Here is a 17,414-nt window from a genome sequence, read left to right as displayed (position 1 = left end):
ATTAAATTATCTATTTATATGTATTTGTATTCCTGTCCATGTGCAATATGCCGTAAAACTTTTCACGAGGCAAAAGGTACAAGGGAGATTTTTATTATGTAAGGTCTTGATGGTATAAAACAAGGCACGATAAACTCGCGCCTTGTTTACTACTATTTCTATTATGCAACAGTCTTGCTATTTTCCACAAGGAAATCTACTGCTTTTTTAATTTGAAGATCTGCTTTTAAGCCTTCAAGGCTTCCAAGAGCTTGTGTGATCTGGTCAGCAGACATGTTGTACATTTCTGCCATTTTGTTAAGTTCTTCTGAAACTTCTTCATCGCTTACTTCGATGTTTTCAGCTTTTGCGATTGCTTCAAGAGTCAGGTTAACGCGGACGCGCTTTTCAGCTTCCTCTTTCATTTGCTCGCGCAGTGCAGCTTCATCCTGTCCGGAGAACTGGAAGTATAGTTCAAGGTTCATGCCTTGCATTTGAAGACGCTGTTCGAACTCTTGCATCATGCGGTTAACTTCAGTATCAACCATTGCAGCCGGGATTTCCATTTCTGCATTAGCAGCAGCTGCTTCAACAACAGTGTCGCGGACATGGTGCTCAGCTTCATGCTTTTTGCTTTCTTCTAAGCGAGTTTTAATTTTTTCTTTTAATGCATCCAAAGTTTCAACTTCTTCGTCTGCATCTTTAGCAAACTCATCATCAAGCTCAGGAAGCTGTTTTGTTTTAATTTCATGTACAGTTACTTTAAAAGTTGCAGGCTTACCAGCTAGCTCAGCCGCATGGTATTCCTCTGGGAAAGAAACTTCAACATCCTTAGATTCTCCAGCAGCAGTACCAATCAGCTGCTCTTCAAATCCAGGGATGAATTGTCCTGAACCAAGTTCTAAAGAGTAGTTCTCAGCTTTTCCGCCTTCGAAAGCTTCACCATCAACGAATCCTTCAAAGTCCATAACAACTGTATCGCCGTTCTCTGCTTTACCTTCTTCTTTAACAGCCAGTTCAGCTTGTCTTTCCTGAAGGGAAGTTAACTCATTGTTAACATCTTCATCAGTAACGTTTGTTTCAAGCGGCTTAACTTCAACACCTTTGTATTCGCCAAGCTTTACTTCAGGCTTAACAGTTACTGTAGCTTTGAAGATAAGGCTTTTTCCTTTTTCGATTTGCTCAACATCGATTTCAGGACGATCAACAGGCTCAATGCCAGTTTCATCAATTGCATTAGCATATGCTTCTGGTAGAAGATAATCCACTGCATCCTGGTATAAAGATTCAACTCCGAAACGCTTTTCAAACATTCCGCGAGGCATTTTACCTTTACGGAATCCAGGTACATTTACCTGCTTAACTACTTTTTTGAATGCAGCGTCTAAACCTTCGGTTACTTTCTCTGCATCTACTTCAATTGTAAGAACCCCGCGGTTCCCTTCTAACTTTTCAAATTTAGCAGACATACAATCATTTCCCTCCAAAAATCTATTATCATTTCATTCATGACAGAATGTTATGAATATCTCTTGTTTTTTCAAGCCATATCCATTTAATTAAAATGTATATATACACATAATACAACCATTATATTATAACACACACTCCCTGTCTTTCAACATTGAAGGCTAAATATTGGGATAAGAAATTTCTTCTATCTTTCTTATAAAGGCAAGAGCCTCTTCTATTTCCTCTTCAGGAGCATCATAAATATTACCTAGCTTGCTTATCGAGCTGTTTAAGCCATGATACTCATTTGAGAGCATATGGTATGCAGCTGCCCAGGACGCAGCATTCTCCGGCGGGGCTTCATGCGGATAAAGCAGGAAAAAGTGCCTTTCTGCAATGCTCTTTGTATTTTCAAATAGTACCGGGTCTTCCTGCTCGAGCTGATTCTCCAGTTTATTGACTATTTTTAACAGCATCGGCTGCTGATGAACAGGTGCTAGTTCAGCAGGATTTACCCGAAGGCTTTTATCAAACTTCCGAATCGTTACATATTTTTCATACCCATGCTCAGAAAGTACATTTAACAGCATCGTTTTAAAAAAAGGATTTCCATCCTTCGCTTCCAAATAGGCTTTAATATCTTCGAGATAAGGCCTGATGTTATGTACTGCCAGCTGTGCAGCAATCTGCATTTGTTCATGCTGATCCTGGCAGGAAAACAGATCGAGCTTCCTGCCGTTAAATTCCTCCAGATCGGGTGCTTCAATCTCAGTTTCAGAAGGTGAAGCAGCCATCTTTCTGCTGAACTCAAGCATTCTGTTAAAATGCTCAAATTTATCCTTCGGGATCTCCCTTTCTTCAAGTAAAACCTCGATTGTTGCTGAAATCTCACTGTATTGATGCAGCTGCACAAGGATCATTAAATAAAGATCCATTACTTGTATGTAATCCCCTATGCCTGTCTGGAGCATTTTATTAGCCAGTTCTTTTGCCTTTTCCAAAGCTCCGGCTTCATAATATGCCAAAACGAGCCCAATATGAACATCCGTATTCTCAGGCTCCATATCCAGCGCTTCTTCAAAGAACCGGATTGATTCTTTATACCTTTTCTGCTGAAAGGACTCAAGCCCCTTTTCCAGCAGTCGTTTCTCAAGGCCGGGAAATAGAATGATTTTATTTTTTTGTTTTTTCTGTTCCCGCTTTCCCATGCTAAAACCGCCTCAACTATTATTTTTGAAGTTAGTGTAGCATGAAATAGAACAAAAACAAAAAGATTCATGGTTTCATGCCATGAATCTTTCATAGGTATCTACTTTACGGCAAACCGTTTTTCTTCGAAACTTGAAATGCTGCTTTCCAATTGAAGAGTAATCTCTATTTCATCCCAGCCGTTTATCAGCATTTTTTTCCAGTATTCATTAATTGTGAATGATGCGGAAAAATTATATTCATCTTCAACTATTCCATTCTGCAAATCAACCTTCAAATCATACGGCTGGTTTTTGGCTCGTTCGAGCAAATATTCCACTGTTTCAGCCGGCAGAGTGATTGGCAAAAGCCCATTCTTTAAGCAATTTTGATGGAAGATATCCGCAAACGAAGGTGCAATAATTACTTTGAAGCCATAATCCCCTAAAGCCCATGGCGCATGCTCCCGGGAAGATCCGCAGCCGAAATTTTCATTTGCAATGAGGATGGAAGCACCCTGATTTTCAGTCTTATTCAGCTCAAACTCCAGGTTAGGCAGCCCTTCTTTCGTAAATCTCCAGTCATAAAAAAGATATTGTCCAAATCCCGTTTTCTCAATTCTTTTTAGAAATTGCTTGGGGATAATCTGATCTGTATCCACATTGGCCCTATCCATTGCAGCTGCTTTTCCCTGAAGTGTTTTAAATCCGCTCATTTAGTTCTCCTCCTTCTTAATGGACAGTCTCTGCACTTAGCAAGGCACCTACGTCAACAAAGTGTCCGTATATAGCGGCTGCTGCCGCCATTAAAGGGCTGACAAGGTGTGTTCTGGCCCCTGATCCCTGGCGTCCTTCAAAATTACGGTTTGATGTCGACGCACAATGCTCGCCGTTTGGCACAATATCATTATTCATGCTTAAACACATGCTGCAGCCTGATTCCCTCCATTCAAACCCAGCCTGCTTAAAGATAAGGTCCAGTCCTTCTGCCTCTGCCTGCTTCTTGACCTGCTGTGAACCTGGTACAACAAGTGCACGGACATGGGGATGAACCTTCTTCCCTCTAATGATTTCAGCTGCCTGTCTTAGGTCTTCCAGCCGGGAATTCGTGCAGGATCCGATAAAAACGTGCTGAATTTGAATGTCTTCTATTTTTTGGCCTTCCTGCAGTCCCATATATTCTAAAGCTCTTGATAGTGACTTTTGTTCAAGCTCGTTTTTACATTCCTCAAGTTTTGGAATTTGTTCATTCACCTTGGAAGTCATTGATGGATTCGTGCCCCAGCTGACCATTGGCGCAATATCGGCGGCATCAATTAGAATAGTTTTATCGTATTGTGCATCAGAATCAGATACCAGCCCTTTCCAATTCTCGACTGCATCCGCAAATCCTGCTCCTTTTGGTGCATACTTTCGTCCTTGAAGATACGCAAACGTTGTTTCATCAGGACTAACAAGCCCCGCTTTTGCGCCTCCTTCAATGGACATATTGCAAATCGTCATTCTTTCTTCCATTGACATTTTTGCAATCGTCTCCCCGCAATATTCAATAATATGGCCCGTACCAAAACCAATTCCATTTTTGGCAATAATATAAAGGATGACATCTTTTGCAGTTACACCTTTTTTCAGCTCGCCGTTTATCTCCAGTTTTAATGTTTTAGGCTTGCTCTGCCATAAAGTCTGGGTAGCCAGGACATGCTCAACTTCACTTGTGCCGATGCCAAAGGCTATTGATCCAAATGCTCCATGTGTAGATGTATGGCTGTCCCCGCAAACAATCGTCATGCCTGGCTGTGTTAGCCCCAGCTCCGGCCCGATGACATGGACAATCCCTTGTTCAGGACTATCCAGCCCGGCAAGAGGGATGCCGAATTCCAGACAGTTTTTTTCCAAAGTCGTCATTTGGTTTAATGCAACAGGATCATTGATGACTTTGCGGTTATCAGTAGGAATATTGTGATCAACTGTGGCAAACGTTTTATCAGGCCTTCTCACTTTCCTGTTTTTCATTCTTAAACCGGAAAATGCTTGAGGGGAAGTAACCTCATGCACTAAGTGAAGGTCTATGTACATCAAATCCGGCTTTTCTTCTTCCCTGTGGACTACATGCTTTTCCCAAATCTTATCTATTATTGATTTTCCCATTCTGCTCCACTCCTTTTTAAAAGAAACACGGCCGATGATGGCCGTGTCTCAAGTTTAAAATCAGCTGAACCAGTGTCCAGCATCCATCTCTCAGCTCTTATGCATAAGCCCCCATGATATTAAGAATAGCCTCATTATCCAAAAGGGTAGCCTTCACCTCTTCAATCATTTCAGAAGTAGTGACAACCTTTTTACCAAATGAAACAATATCTCTCGTACGATAGCCAGCTTCAAGCACTTGATTAACAGCATTTTCAACCGCTTCAGCCTCCTCTTCCATCCCGAAGGATAAACGAAGCATCATGGCTGCTGATAAAATCATGGCAATTGGATTAGCTGCATTCTTCCCTTGAATATCCGGTGCTGAACCATGAATTGGTTCGTATAAGTAAGGCCCGTTTTCCGAAATGCTGGCAGAAGGAAGCATACCTAGAGAACCGGTCAATACAGAGGCTTCATCGCTCAGAATATCACCGAACATATTCTCTGTTACGACAACATCAAATCTTTTCGGGTTTTTAATCATTTGCATAGCGGCATTATCAACAAGCATATGTTCAAGAACCACATTAGGATATTGCTTTGCAATGTCCTCTGCAACTTCTCTCCACATTCGGCTGGATTCCAGGACATTGGCCTTGTCAACAGAAGTCACCTTGCCACGCCGCTTTCCTGCAAGTTCAAATGCCAGCTTAATGACACGGCGCATTTCTTCTTTTTGATAAAACAAGGTGTCCACAACAGCATCTTTTCCGTTTTGCTGTGTCCGTTCGCTTGGCTTTCCAAAATAAAGTCCGCCGGTTAATTCTCTGACCATCAGCATATCCACGCCTTCAATTACTTCATTTTTTAATGGTGAAGTATCGGAAAGGCTTGAATAATATTGAGTTGGCCGCAAATTGGCATATAAATCTAATTCCTTGCGAATCCTTAAGAGACCCTTTTCCGGACGAAGGTGGGGAGGCTGCCGGTCCCATTTAGGCCCGCCAACTGCTCCCAGCATGACCGCATCGCTTTCTTTGCAAAGCTCAAGCGTTTCATTAGGCAGCGGTGTTCCGGCTGCATCAATAGCAGAACCGCCGATGCTGCCATATGAAAATTGGAATTGATGTCCGAACCGTTCACCAACAGCCTGCAGGACTTCAATTGCACCCTTCACCACTTCTTTGCCGATCCCATCTCCTGGAAGTACTGCGATACGTTTTTTCATTTTAATCCCTCCGTCTGATTTATTGTTTTATAAATTTTTTTCATATTTTATTTCTGCGGCGCATTTGCTTTTCAAGGGAAGGATAGGAGACTTTCCGCCTCCGTCTGCGGAATCTCCCGCTTCCCCGATCAATTTGCCTCTACCGCCTGCACTTTTTCTCTCATATATATGACTCTATTAACAGCATTCAAGTAAGCTTTTGAGGAAGCCTCAAGCACATCCTGGGCCAAACCGCGGCCGCTTGTTTCCATTCCTTCATAGTTCAGCTTTACATAAACCTGTGCTAAAGCGTCTCTTCCGGCCCCTACGGATTGGATACGGTAATCCAGAAGGTTAGCTGTACCATTCAGGCATTTTTCCAATGTGTTATACAGCGCCTCAATGCTTCCTGCTCCAGTACCGGCTTCCTGGATTACTTCGTTGTTTGATCCTGACAGGGTAACAGTTGCTGTTGGAACAGAGTTCGTTCCATACTGGATTTGGATTCCGATCAAATCATAGAACCTCTGCTCCTTGGAGAGCTTCTCTTCAAGAACGATTGCTGCAAGGTCGTCGTCTGTCATCTCTTTTTTGCGGTCGGCCAAATCTTTAAAAACTGTGAAAAGCCGGTTTGCTTCTTCATCTGCTACTTCAAGCCCCAGTTCACTCAGGCGGTTTTTAAATGCATGGCGTCCGGAATGTTTTCCAAGCACCATGGAATTGGATTGGAAACCGACTAGGTCAGGGGAAATAATTTCATACGTTGTTTTTTCCTTCAATACCCCATCCTGGTGTATTCCTGATTCATGTGCAAAAGCATTCCTGCCAACAATTGCTTTGTTGGCTGGTACCACCATACCTGTCAGCTTGCTGACCAAACTGCTCGTTCTGCTGATTTCCTGAAGATTCAGACGGGTTGAAGCCTGATAATGATCATTTCGGATATAAAGGGCTACTGCCAGCTCCTCAAGTGCCGCATTCCCGGCTCTTTCACCAATTCCATTAATTGTGCCCTCAATCTGTGTTGCTCCATTTTTTATAGCTGACAGGGAATTTGCTATGGCCATTCCCAAGTCATCATGGCAATGTGCTGACAAGGATACTTTATCAATAGAAGGAACATGATTTCTTAAATATTGGAAAATTTCACCGTACTCCTGTGGTGTTGTGTATCCAACTGTGTCCGGTATGTTAATGATTCCTGCACCGGCCTGGATGACTTTTTCAATGATTTCTGCAAGAAAAGGCAGTTCTGTCCTGGTAGCATCCTCTGCAGACCATTGGACGATCGGGAATTTGGAAGCAGCATACTTAACAGTTTCAACTGCTGTTTCAACCACTTCTTCTTTCGTCTTCCTTAACTTATACTGCCTGTGGATTGGAGAGGTTGCCAGGAATGTATGTATCCTTGGCTCAGCTCCATCCTTTAAAGCTCCCCATGCAGCATCTATATCAGAGATAACTGCTCTTGCCAATCCTGTGACCGAGCAATTCTTAATCGTCTGGGCAATATTCTGTACGGATGCAAAATCCCCTTTCGACGCTGCCGGGAAACCTGCCTCAATAATATCAACGTTCAAACGCTCCAGCTGCCTGGCAATTTCTAATTTTTCCGAGAAATTAAGATTTACACCGGCAGATTGCTCGCCATCTCTTAATGTAGTATCAAATATTTTAATTATTGCCACTTACGACCACTTCTTTCTTCTTGCTGCTATTAACAAACGGCATCATTTTACGGAGTTCTCTTCCCACCTGCTCGATCGGGTGCTCATTTTCTCTCTGATTTACGGCATTGAATACCGGTCTATTTGCCTGGTTCTCCAAAATCCACCCTTTTGCAAAATTCCCTTCCTGGATATCTTTCAGCACTGCCTTCATTTCTTCTTTCACTCTTGCGTCAACTACCCGTGGGCCGCTGACAAAATCTCCCCATTGAGCTGTATCTGAGATGGAATAGCGCATTCCTTCAAGGCCGCCTTCATACATAAGGTCAACAATGAGTTTTAGTTCATGTAAACATTCAAAGTATGCCAGTTCCGGCTGATAGCCTGCTTCTGTCAGAGTCTCAAATCCTGCTTTCACCAATGAAGTCAGCCCTCCGCACAACACTGCCTGTTCGCCAAACAAATCTGTCTCGGTTTCTTCTTTAAAAGTTGTTTCCAGCGCACCTGCACGTAGAGATCCAATGGCTTTAGCGTAAGCAAGGGCCAGTTCCTTTGCTTCCCCTGTAACGTCCTGATGGACTGCAAACAAGGCTGGAACACCTGCATCCTGTTCATATGTTCTTCTGACTAAATGGCCTGGTCCTTTCGGTGCTACAAGCAGTACATCACATTCTTTTGGAGGCACGATCTGATTAAAATGAATATTAAATCCATGGGCAAACATTAATGCCTGGCTTGATAGATTGGGTTCGATTTCTTCCTTGTATACCTTTGGCTGGAGTTCATCCGGCAATAAGATCATCACTACATCAGATTGAGCAGCTGCCTCACCGACCGGATATACCTGGAAACCGTCTTCTTCTGCTTTTTCCCATGACTTCCCTTTCCGCAGGCCGATGACAACCTCAACCCCGCTGTCCCTCATATTTAACGCATGTGCATGTCCTTGGGATCCATATCCGATGACCGCTACCTTCTTTCCGTTTAAATACGCTGCATTTGCATCTCCGTTATAATACATTTTCGCCATGTTTTATCTCCCTCTCCGAATAAGTTTTTTATATTAATAATGGTTTTTTTAAACAATAGAGTATGACTTGGACTGCTGGGAAGTACGCTGTGTTCCTCTTGGAAAGGCCGTTGTTCCCGTCCTGGCAAGCTCTTTGATTCCATATGGTTTAATGAGTTCAATGAAGGCTTCAACCTTATCAGATTCACCTGTAATCTGAACGGTCATGCTATCCTTGCTGACATCTATCACAGAAGCTCTGAAAGGTTCAATTAAAGAGTAAATCTCATTTCTTGTATATGGGACTGCCTGAACTTTAATAAGGGCAAGCTCTCTTGCGACAATCGACTGATCCGTGATATCCGTTACTTTTATCACGTCGATTTGCTTGTTCAGCTGCTTTGTAATTTGTTCGCTGGCACCGGAGTCCTCAACATGGACCACACATGTGATTCGCGACATCCCTTCATGTTCAGACAGGCCGACTGAAATGCTTTCAATATTAAAGTTTCTTTTTGAAAATAGATTAGTAATTCTGTTTAGAACACCCGGCCGATTCATAACAGTCAGGCATATGATTCGTTTCATGGTTTTACACCTGCCATTTCATGAAGTCCTTTTCCTGGTGCAATCATCGGATACACGTTTTCATCCGGATCAACCCTGAAATCAATAAGCACTGGTTCACGGTTATGAAGCACCTCATCCAATACTTCTTCAGCCTCTGCTTTAGATTGGATGACATATCCTTTTATCCCGTAGGCTTCTGCCAATTTAACGAAAGATGGCTGTACCGGGATTTTACTATGAGAGAACCGGGATTCATAAAAAATCTCCTGCCACTGCCGGACCATGCCAAGGGCCATATTATTAAAAATAATAATTTTCACCGGGAGATTCATTTCCTGAATGATAGCAAGCTCCTGTGTTGACATTTGGAATCCTCCATCTCCGCAAATGGCGAGTACGCATGCTTCCGGATCAGCCAGCTGAGCTCCAATGCTAGCAGGGAAACCAAATCCCATTGTTCCAAGTCCTCCTGATGTCACCCATCTGTCTGCTTTATTAAAGCGATAGTATTGGGCTGCCCACATTTGATGCTGTCCCACATCTGTTACAACGATGGCATTGCCTTCCGTTTTTGAATGAAGCATTTCCATTACTTGCTGGGGTTTCAGACGTCCGGATTCTTTATCATAGTAATATGGATATTCCTCCTGCCACCTCAAAATGGTTTCCAGCCATTCTTTATGGGCCGGCGGCTTTCCATCCTGCAGAATCAGCTGCTCAAGAGCTTCTTTTGCATCTGCCACAATCGGGATGGACGTTGGAACATTTTTGCCGATTTCAGCGGGGTCAATATCAATATGGGCGACTGTTGCATGTGGTGCAAAATGCTGTAAATTCCCTGTTAATCTGTCATCAAAACGGGCTCCAATATTTATCAGCAAATCACATTCTGTAAGTCCCATATTGGCTGCATAACAGCCGTGCATACCTGCCATACCGATGAACAATGGATGACTGGCAGGAAATCCGCCGAGGCCCAGAAGTGTGTGGATAACAGGTATTTGCTGCTGCTCTGCGTAATCTTTTAACTCTTGGGATGCTCTTCCATGAAGCACGCCGGCACCAGCCAGGATGACAGGCTTTTTCGATCTGCTGACTGCTTCTGTTAATTTTCTTATTTGAAGGTAATTTGGTTTTAATGTCGGCTGATACCCCGGCAGATTCACTTCCGTTTCTTTCTCTGGCTGATTCGAAACTCCTGCAGCGATGTCTTTAGGGATATCAATCAGCACTGGTCCTGGCCTGCCGGTTGAAGCTATATAAAAAGCTTCTTTAACGATTCTCGGAATATCTTCAATGCTGCGGACCTGATAATTGTATTTTGTAATTGGAGTGGTTATCCCCAGGATATCTGCCTCCTGAAAGGCATCTGACCCAATGACTCCCGTTGCTACCTGGCCTGTAAATACAATCAGCGGAAGTGAATCCATCATTGCGTCTGCAAGACCGGTAACAATATTAGTGGCTCCTGGTCCTGAAGTGGCAATTACAACACCAGGCTTTCCAGATATCCGGGCATACCCTTCAGCAGCATGAATTCCTCCCTGTTCATGGCGCGGCAGCACATGAAGAATCTTTGAATGATACAGCTTGTCGTAAAGTGGAAGAACAGCTCCTCCAGGATAACCAAAAATCACTTCAACATTTTCTTTCTCCAAGGCTTTTAATAACAGATCAGCGCCGGTGACAGGATATGTCTCCGTTTTTGTTTCTGTTAAGGCAGCTTCCTGCAGCATTTGTTGATAACCTCCTCATGTTTTTAAACTCCAATATAAAAAGCCCTTCCACCCCTAAAGAAACCTAACGATTGTAGGTATAAGGGATGAAAAGGCTTTGATCACCTGTTCCACGGTACCACCCTGATTCACGCTTATGATGCGTGCACTCATGAACAGCGATGTGCTGTTCGTTTTGATAACGGGTGAAGAACACCCGGCAGCCCCTAGTCGATACACTTTCAGGACTGCGCTCAGAGGTGAGTTCATTTTAAGAGGGCATTACCGGGTTTCAGCAGATCCGGCTCTCTGTGAATGCCTGTCATAAAACTACTTATCCTCTTCTACGCTTTTCCTATTCAGAGATTTAACCTCAACACAATAACGCTTTAAACCATTGAATTAATAGATTAAAAAAAACCAAATTTTCATATTGCGAGATAAATTTCACTTGGATGAAGTTTATAGTTGTTGGTGTAAATTTCTTATATTGAGGACTATCTTACGCCCATTTTTATCAGCCGTCAACACCCTTTTAATGAATTATTTGATAATTTAGATTAATCTGTTATCGTGTATCCGCTTACATTGTTGATATATTCACATTTCATATGACAAAATTTTTTTTATATTTTTTTGATAAGGGAGATAAAAACATCTGATGAGGTTTATAGAGGCAATTTAAAAACAACTGGCAGGTTGCTGCCATTAAAAATTAAAACAAAAAAACCCACCAAAAAAGGTGAGTAAAAATTCGGTAAGATATGTAGTGTTTCCAGATGTGTAAATGGCGTCCCAGGAGAGATTCGAACTCCCGACCGACGGCTTAGAAGGCCGTTGCTCTATCCGGCTGAGCTACTGGGACATTTTGATATTATTTTCGTGATTGAGATGTATTAACTTAACGACAAGATTTATTATATTAAACAAATGTTAAGAAGTCAACACTTTGTAAAATATTTTTTTATTATTGAGGGAAGACCGGGCTTCCCTCAATTATTATATTCAAATTAATATCTTTTTACCAGTGAAAATTTTTGTGTCAGATCAGGAATCTTTCCATTAGAAAAGTCATACACATCCAGTGTAACATCTTTTCCCCTGTTTTCCAGTATGACATATGTCCGTTCATTCCTGCCTCTGGGGAGCCTAATGCTTCCAGGATTGATAAACAATATCCCCTCAGACATTTCTGCTCCCAGACTATGTGAATGGCCAAAACATACGATATCTGCCTTCAATTCACGTGCCCTGTATGACAGATTCATTAAAGTGGACTTAACGGAATATTTATGACCGTGTGTGACGAAAAAGCGGAATCCTCCAGCCTCTTCTATTCTGTCCTCCGGAAAATCTGCGTCAAAATCACAATTTCCTCTTACTGCAGCGTAGCCCTTTAGTGATTCATCATCTGCCTGAAGTTCCGAATCTCCGCAGTGAATCATTATATCCATATCAGGATGTATTTCACGAATTTGGCTGAGTTCTGAGGTTAACCCATGACTATCACTGACAATCAGAACTTTCATGAGTTTTCTGCTCCGGCCAGGAAAGAAGGAAGCAGCTCCTCCAGCTTTTGGAGAGCATTCGCCCTATGGCTGATTTCGCTTTTTTCCTCCGGCATTAATTCTGCCATTGCCTTGCCTTTTTCTTCTGAATAGAAAATAGGATCATAGCCAAATCCATAAGTCCCTCTTTTTTCTCTTAAGATACGGCCTTCACAAGTTCCTGCAACTGTTTCAGTCCTTTTTCCGGGAGCAGCGATTGCGAGCGCGCAATAAAACCGCGCCTGGCGCTTATCATCCGGAATGCTTTCGAGCTCATCGAGAACTTTTTCCATATTTTTCTGATCGTTTTTTCCCTCGCCTGCATAGCGGGCGGAATAGATGCCCGGCTTCCCTCCAAGCGCATCAATGATCAACCCTGAATCATCGGCAATGACCATTCTTCCAAAAGCTTTAGACACGGCTTCCGCTTTAAGAATGGCATTCTCTTCAAACGTGCTGCCTGTCTCCTCAACATCCTGAAAATCTGGGTAGTCCAGAAGGGTTTTTACTTGATAGCCAAGAGGCTTGAACATTCTCTCAAACTCTCTCGCTTTGCCTGCGTTTTTAGTAGCTATTATGACTTCCTGCATATTATGCCCTCCCCGCAAGCTTTTCTCTTTTGCTTTGAATGCTTCCTGAGATATTCTCTCCAAGTGCCGATTTCTGAAGTTCAAGCAGCTCTGATATCCCTTCCTGTGCAGCACCAAGCATTTCCTGCAGCTGTCCATAAGAGAAAGTCGCTTCTTCTCCGGTTCCCTGAAGCTCTACAAACTCCCCGCTCCCGGTCATGACGACATTCATATCCACTTCAGCAGAGGAGTCTTCAATATAATTCAAATCCACAACAGCCTGCTTGTCAGTAAGAATCCCCACGCTTGTGGCCGCAAGGAAATCATTGATTGGATAGCTTGGAAGCTTCTTGCTGCTGTAAAGCTTATCCATCGCCTGTGCCATTGCAATAAAAGCTCCTGTAATGGAAGCTGTCCGTGTCCCCCCATCAGCCTGTATTACGTCGCAATCAAGCCATAGCGTTCTTTCGCCAAGCGCATCAAGATCTACTACTGCCCGGAGTGCACGGCCGATCAGGCGCTGAATTTCCATTGTTCTCCCTGAAATTTTTCCTTTTGCTGATTCCCTGATATTTCTCTGTTCTGTAGCCCTCGGCAGCATGGAATATTCAGCTGTTATCCAGCCCTTCCCCTGTCCTCTCATAAAAGGCGGGACCCTTTCATCAATGCTTGCTGTACAAATCACCTTCGTGTCTCCCACTGTAATGAGTACAGAGCCCTCAGGATGCTTTAAATAATCAGTTTCAATATGTATTGGCCTAAGCTGCTTTGGTTCACGTCCATCTGCGCGCATAAGCGATTTCCCCCTTCATTTGCTTATATTGAACCTGGGCATTTGCCCAGTAATATTGGCATGCCTATTTTACCAACAAAGAAGAGGCGGCATTATATGCCAACCTCTTTTTCCTGTTACTATATAGTATAACAAAATCTGCTATATTAAAAACTTCCTGTATTCACATTTTCAGGGCGGGTTACAGGCTCGGATAGTTTTTGGCCATCCTCATTGACAATCTCTGCTTTGCCATCGACAGTGACCGCCACGCTTTCTATACCCTTTTGTTCTGTCAGTGAAAGAACGAGTGCATTCAGCAAGTGCTTGGAAATCATTCTCTCTTCGAAGCTGCTGAAAACATTCTCATTAAAGTTTAATGTGACTTTTCCTTCTTCAATTTTTGGAGCTTCAAGCAGCTCTACATCCGGAAGGAAGTCTGTCACCAGATTGGATGCATAGTTCGGCCCCTTTATCAGTTCGGATACAACCGCTTCAACTTTATTGTCCATATCATTGCTTACACGCTTGGTAACAGGCACATAATAATAGTTTTCTTCATCCCCGCCCAGATAATAAACGGTCACCGGCTTCGTATTCGTGATATCCACTACTTCCGTTGTATCCATGTTTATTCCATTGGCTCTCGTTAACGCCGAACTGACCGGAGTGCCATTCACAGGCATCTCTTTTAATTCATGTCCGTTTAATGTCAGCTTAACTTTATCAATGGAATCAAATTGTGTAAGTGTCCAGGTAACGGATTGGAGAATTTTCTTTTCATCTTCCTTAGCATATTCCTGAAATTCTTTTGAAAAATCGACGGTTGCCACTTTATCTTTAATATTTACAGAAACTTTTGTATCAGCCGGAAGGACTGCTCGGAAGTCATTAGGAAGAAGCTCTGTAACAGGACCGTTTTCCACCAGGTACTCTAACGCCTGTGTAGCAACTGAATTCGTTTTTGGAAGATCGATCGTCTGGGGAACAACATACCCATTTTTATCAATCAAGTAAAGCTCTGTTTTAAGATTTGCCGTAACACCCTCTTCATTTTCAGCTGTTTCTTTTCCTGTTGTTTCCTCAGCAACACTTTCGCCTTCATCGGTGTAAGATACTGCTTTTGGCGGATCGACCTTTTCTTTCCCCTGGCTTCCGAACAATCCGCAGCCTGATAATAATACAGATGAAACCAGCACAGCTGACACTATCGACGTTTTTTTATTTATAGACATACATAATCCCCCCTGAGACAGTTTGTACTACATGTATACGAGCCTATCTGTAATTTAGACCGTCTTTTGGGATAAAAGTGTGAATAGATTTTTGACAAATTCGGACAATCTGAAGTATGGCTGCCATAGAGACATATTAAAAGAAGCCCCAATAAGGAGCTTCAATTTTGCTTCTGCAGTTCGTCTTTTACCAGGACGGCTTTGATTTTAAAATAATCTATCTCATCCGGAAGTTCTTCTTTAATTGGCTTCAGTTTTTCTCTTCCTGCTTTTTCCGCTGCCTGTAAAACAAGCTTTTCTTCCGTCTCATTGAAAATATCTGACCAGTCAATTGCATTGCCTTCTTTGATCGAGCGGAAGATATGCTCCTGAATCGTTATTGGGGAAAAGTTTCGCTTTTTGGCTATTTCCGTTATGGTATTTCCATTCTTATAATAATCAAAGGTAATCTGGTAGCTTGAACGGTCATCTTGTACTTCCTCTGACACTGAAGGCGTATCTGCTGCAGGCATAGGGGGAATATTATGTTCTTCGGCAAATTCTTTGATTGCCTCAATAAAATATTCCCCATACTTGTCAAACTTCATTTGCCCTACACCTTTAATATTTAACATCATGTCTTTGCTCACGGGAAAATAACGGCACATTTCTTTCAATGCGGTATCAGCAAACACCACAAAAGGAGGAACATTTTCTTCATCTGCAATCTTTTTCCTGAGCTTCCTCAGGATCTCAAAAAGTTCAATATTTTCATCTGCTTCCTGAACAGATACAGGCACACTAATTTTCATGGATAGTTTTTTCTGTCCTTTCAAGACAGGAATTGCATTTGCTGACAGCCTAACGGTCGGATATTTACCATCTGTTAAAATTAGATAATCCTCAGCCAGCAGATAGTTGATCATCTCTGCAATCTCTTTTTCTTTGCGGTTTTTCATCAGCCCAAATGTGGAAAGTTTATTAAAATTAAGCTCTCGGATTCTTTTATTACTTGAGCCTTTCAAAACCTGTGCAGTCAAAGTAACGCCAAATCTTTCTTCCATCCGCTTAATGCACGAAAAAATCATTAAAGCTTCCTGAGTAATATCGATGCTTGTCCGTTCATCCAGGCAGCTGCTGCATTTGCCGCAGAGGATCGGTTCGGCATTCTCATCAAAATAATCGATGATATAGGATTGAAGGCATTTTTCTGTGTGGCAGTAATTAACCATATCCTTTAGCTTGCTGTATTCCTGCTCCATTTTCCGGGGATCCAGACTGCTCTCCTCAATCAAAAATTTCTGCAGCTGGATATCCTGAGGAGCAAACAGCAAATAACATATGCTATCCTCTCCATCTCTTCCTGCCCTTCCCGCTTCCTGATAATAAGCTTCAATGTTCCGCGGAAGATTATAGTGGATGACATATCTGACATTGGATTTATCAATCCCCATTCCAAAAGCATTTGTTGCGACCATAATATTTGATTCATCGTATACGAAGGCATCCTGTGCTTTTTTCCGTTCTTCTTCCTTTAAGCCTGCATGATATTTAGCAACTGAGCAGTTCTTGCCTTTTAGGAACTGGTACAGCTGGTCTGTCTCCCTGCGGCTTGACGTATAAATGATTCCTGCTTCGTTTTTATGTTTATTTAGGGTCTGTAATATAAAGTCTCTTTTGTTAACACCTTTCAATACGTGAAAGGAGAGGTTATCCCTAGCAAAACCAGTTATAAACGTATTTTCCTCGCCGATGTTTAGAAGCCTGCGGATATCCTCTGCGACATCCCGTGTTGCTGTTGCAGTCAAAGCAGCAATTACAGGTTTCTGGTGCAGATTGCTAAGCTCTGAGACTACGGAACGGTAACTTGGACGGAAGTCATGCCCCCACTGTGAAATACAATGTGCTTCATCAAAGACAATCGCATTGATTGAAATATCGTTTAATAATTGCAAAAAGGCCATGGACCCAAATCGTTCCGGCGCCACATACACGAGCTTATATTCTTCATTGCGTATTCCAGCCACAATGTGCTGATACTCGGCAGAAGACAACGTGCTGTTTATATAAGCAGCCGGGATGCCTGCAGTGCTAAGGGCATCTACTTGATCTTTCATCAGGGAAATTAAGGGAGAAATCACAATGGCCGTTCCGGGGAGTACAAGAGCGGGTATTTGAAAGCAGATTGACTTTCCGCCTCCAGTTGGAAGAATTCCAAGAGTATTGGTTTGTGAGAGGATATTCAGAATAATCTCCTGTTGGCCGGGGCGGAAAGAAGTATATCCAAAATATTTTTTTAAATAGTTTTCGGCTTGTGCCAGCAAATTGATCACCAACTCAATTAAGTATAGTTTTTCTTCAATTTCATGATACCAGAGCTTTTTTAAAAAGTAATC

At 42.5% G+C, this 17,414-nt stretch carries 14 protein-coding genes, 1 tRNA gene and 1 other annotated feature; all 15 genes read right to left on the bottom strand.

Annotated features, from left to right (window positions below):
* Positions 1 to 161 precede the first annotated feature (161 nt).
* Positions 162 to 1,448 carry a trigger factor gene (tig, locus tag AC3WTL_RS11495; protein ID WP_222497637.1) on the bottom strand — a complete coding sequence of 429 codons (1,287 nt, stop codon included), beginning with the start codon at positions 1,446 to 1,448 and terminating at the stop codon, positions 162 to 164.
* 162 nt (positions 1,449 to 1,610) lie between these two features.
* The gene (locus AC3WTL_RS11490; RefSeq protein ID WP_248348294.1) at positions 1,611 to 2,639 is read right to left on the bottom strand and encodes a tetratricopeptide repeat protein; all 1,029 of its coding nucleotides are present in this window, start codon (positions 2,637 to 2,639) and stop codon (positions 1,611 to 1,613) included.
* Positions 2,640 to 2,740: 101 nt separating this feature from the next.
* The gene (gene leuD, locus AC3WTL_RS11485; protein ID WP_248348293.1) at positions 2,741 to 3,334 is read right to left on the bottom strand and encodes a 3-isopropylmalate dehydratase small subunit; all 594 of its coding nucleotides are present in this window, start codon (positions 3,332 to 3,334) and stop codon (positions 2,741 to 2,743) included.
* Positions 3,335 to 3,350: 16 nt separating this feature from the next.
* A complete protein-coding gene (gene leuC, locus AC3WTL_RS11480) occupies positions 3,351 to 4,766 on the bottom strand; it encodes a 3-isopropylmalate dehydratase large subunit (protein ID WP_222497635.1) in 1,416 nt (471 codons plus the stop codon).
* Between the two features lie 97 nt (positions 4,767 to 4,863).
* Positions 4,864 to 5,976, bottom strand: coding sequence for a 3-isopropylmalate dehydrogenase (gene leuB, locus AC3WTL_RS11475; protein ID WP_163143700.1), 1,113 nt, complete (start codon positions 5,974 to 5,976; stop codon positions 4,864 to 4,866).
* A gap of 128 nt (positions 5,977 to 6,104) precedes the next feature.
* Entirely contained in the window at positions 6,105 to 7,643 is a 1,539-nt protein-coding gene (locus AC3WTL_RS11470; protein ID WP_248348292.1) for a 2-isopropylmalate synthase, read from the bottom strand.
* Entirely contained in the window at positions 7,630 to 8,652 is a 1,023-nt protein-coding gene (gene ilvC, locus AC3WTL_RS11465) for a ketol-acid reductoisomerase (RefSeq protein ID WP_163143703.1), read from the bottom strand. Before ilvC ends, AC3WTL_RS11470 begins: the two co-directional genes overlap by 14 nt.
* A gap of 48 nt (positions 8,653 to 8,700) precedes the next feature.
* Positions 8,701 to 9,219 carry an acetolactate synthase small subunit gene (ilvN, locus tag AC3WTL_RS11460; RefSeq protein WP_035330237.1) on the bottom strand — a complete coding sequence of 173 codons (519 nt, stop codon included), beginning with the start codon at positions 9,217 to 9,219 and terminating at the stop codon, positions 8,701 to 8,703.
* Complete coding sequence (gene ilvB / locus AC3WTL_RS11455; RefSeq protein WP_248348291.1) at positions 9,216 to 10,937, bottom strand: acetolactate synthase large subunit; 1,722 nt, start codon at positions 10,935 to 10,937, stop codon at positions 9,216 to 9,218. Before ilvB ends, ilvN begins: the two co-directional genes overlap by 4 nt.
* A gap of 79 nt (positions 10,938 to 11,016) precedes the next feature.
* Positions 11,017 to 11,272, bottom strand: a binding site (T-box leader).
* Positions 11,273 to 11,704: 432 nt separating this feature from the next.
* Positions 11,705 to 11,781: transfer RNA gene (locus AC3WTL_RS11450), tRNA-Arg, on the bottom strand.
* Between the two features lie 145 nt (positions 11,782 to 11,926).
* Complete coding sequence (locus AC3WTL_RS11445; RefSeq protein ID WP_197213198.1) at positions 11,927 to 12,445, bottom strand: metallophosphoesterase; 519 nt, start codon at positions 12,443 to 12,445, stop codon at positions 11,927 to 11,929.
* Positions 12,442 to 13,053 carry an XTP/dITP diphosphatase gene (locus AC3WTL_RS11440; RefSeq protein WP_226618262.1) on the bottom strand — a complete coding sequence of 204 codons (612 nt, stop codon included), beginning with the start codon at positions 13,051 to 13,053 and terminating at the stop codon, positions 12,442 to 12,444. The genes AC3WTL_RS11445 and AC3WTL_RS11440 overlap by 4 nt, the downstream gene beginning before the upstream one ends.
* 1 nt (position 13,054) lies before the next feature.
* Positions 13,055 to 13,825: a ribonuclease PH gene (gene rph / locus AC3WTL_RS11435; protein ID WP_048011034.1), complete on the bottom strand. Its 771-nt coding sequence runs from the start codon at positions 13,823 to 13,825 to the stop codon at positions 13,055 to 13,057.
* A 146-nt stretch (positions 13,826 to 13,971) separates the two neighbouring features.
* Entirely contained in the window at positions 13,972 to 15,039 is a 1,068-nt protein-coding gene (locus AC3WTL_RS11430; protein ID WP_222497630.1) for a GerMN domain-containing protein, read from the bottom strand.
* A 161-nt stretch (positions 15,040 to 15,200) separates the two neighbouring features.
* Positions 15,201 to 17,342, bottom strand: coding sequence for a DNA helicase RecQ (recQ, locus tag AC3WTL_RS11425; RefSeq protein WP_252222487.1), 2,142 nt, complete (start codon positions 17,340 to 17,342; stop codon positions 15,201 to 15,203).
* Between the last annotated feature and the right edge of the window lie 72 nt (positions 17,343 to 17,414).

Source organism: Cytobacillus sp. EB106-05-05-XG126, from assembly GCF_058791715.1.
This window is presented reverse-complemented; position numbering and strand designations above follow the sequence as displayed.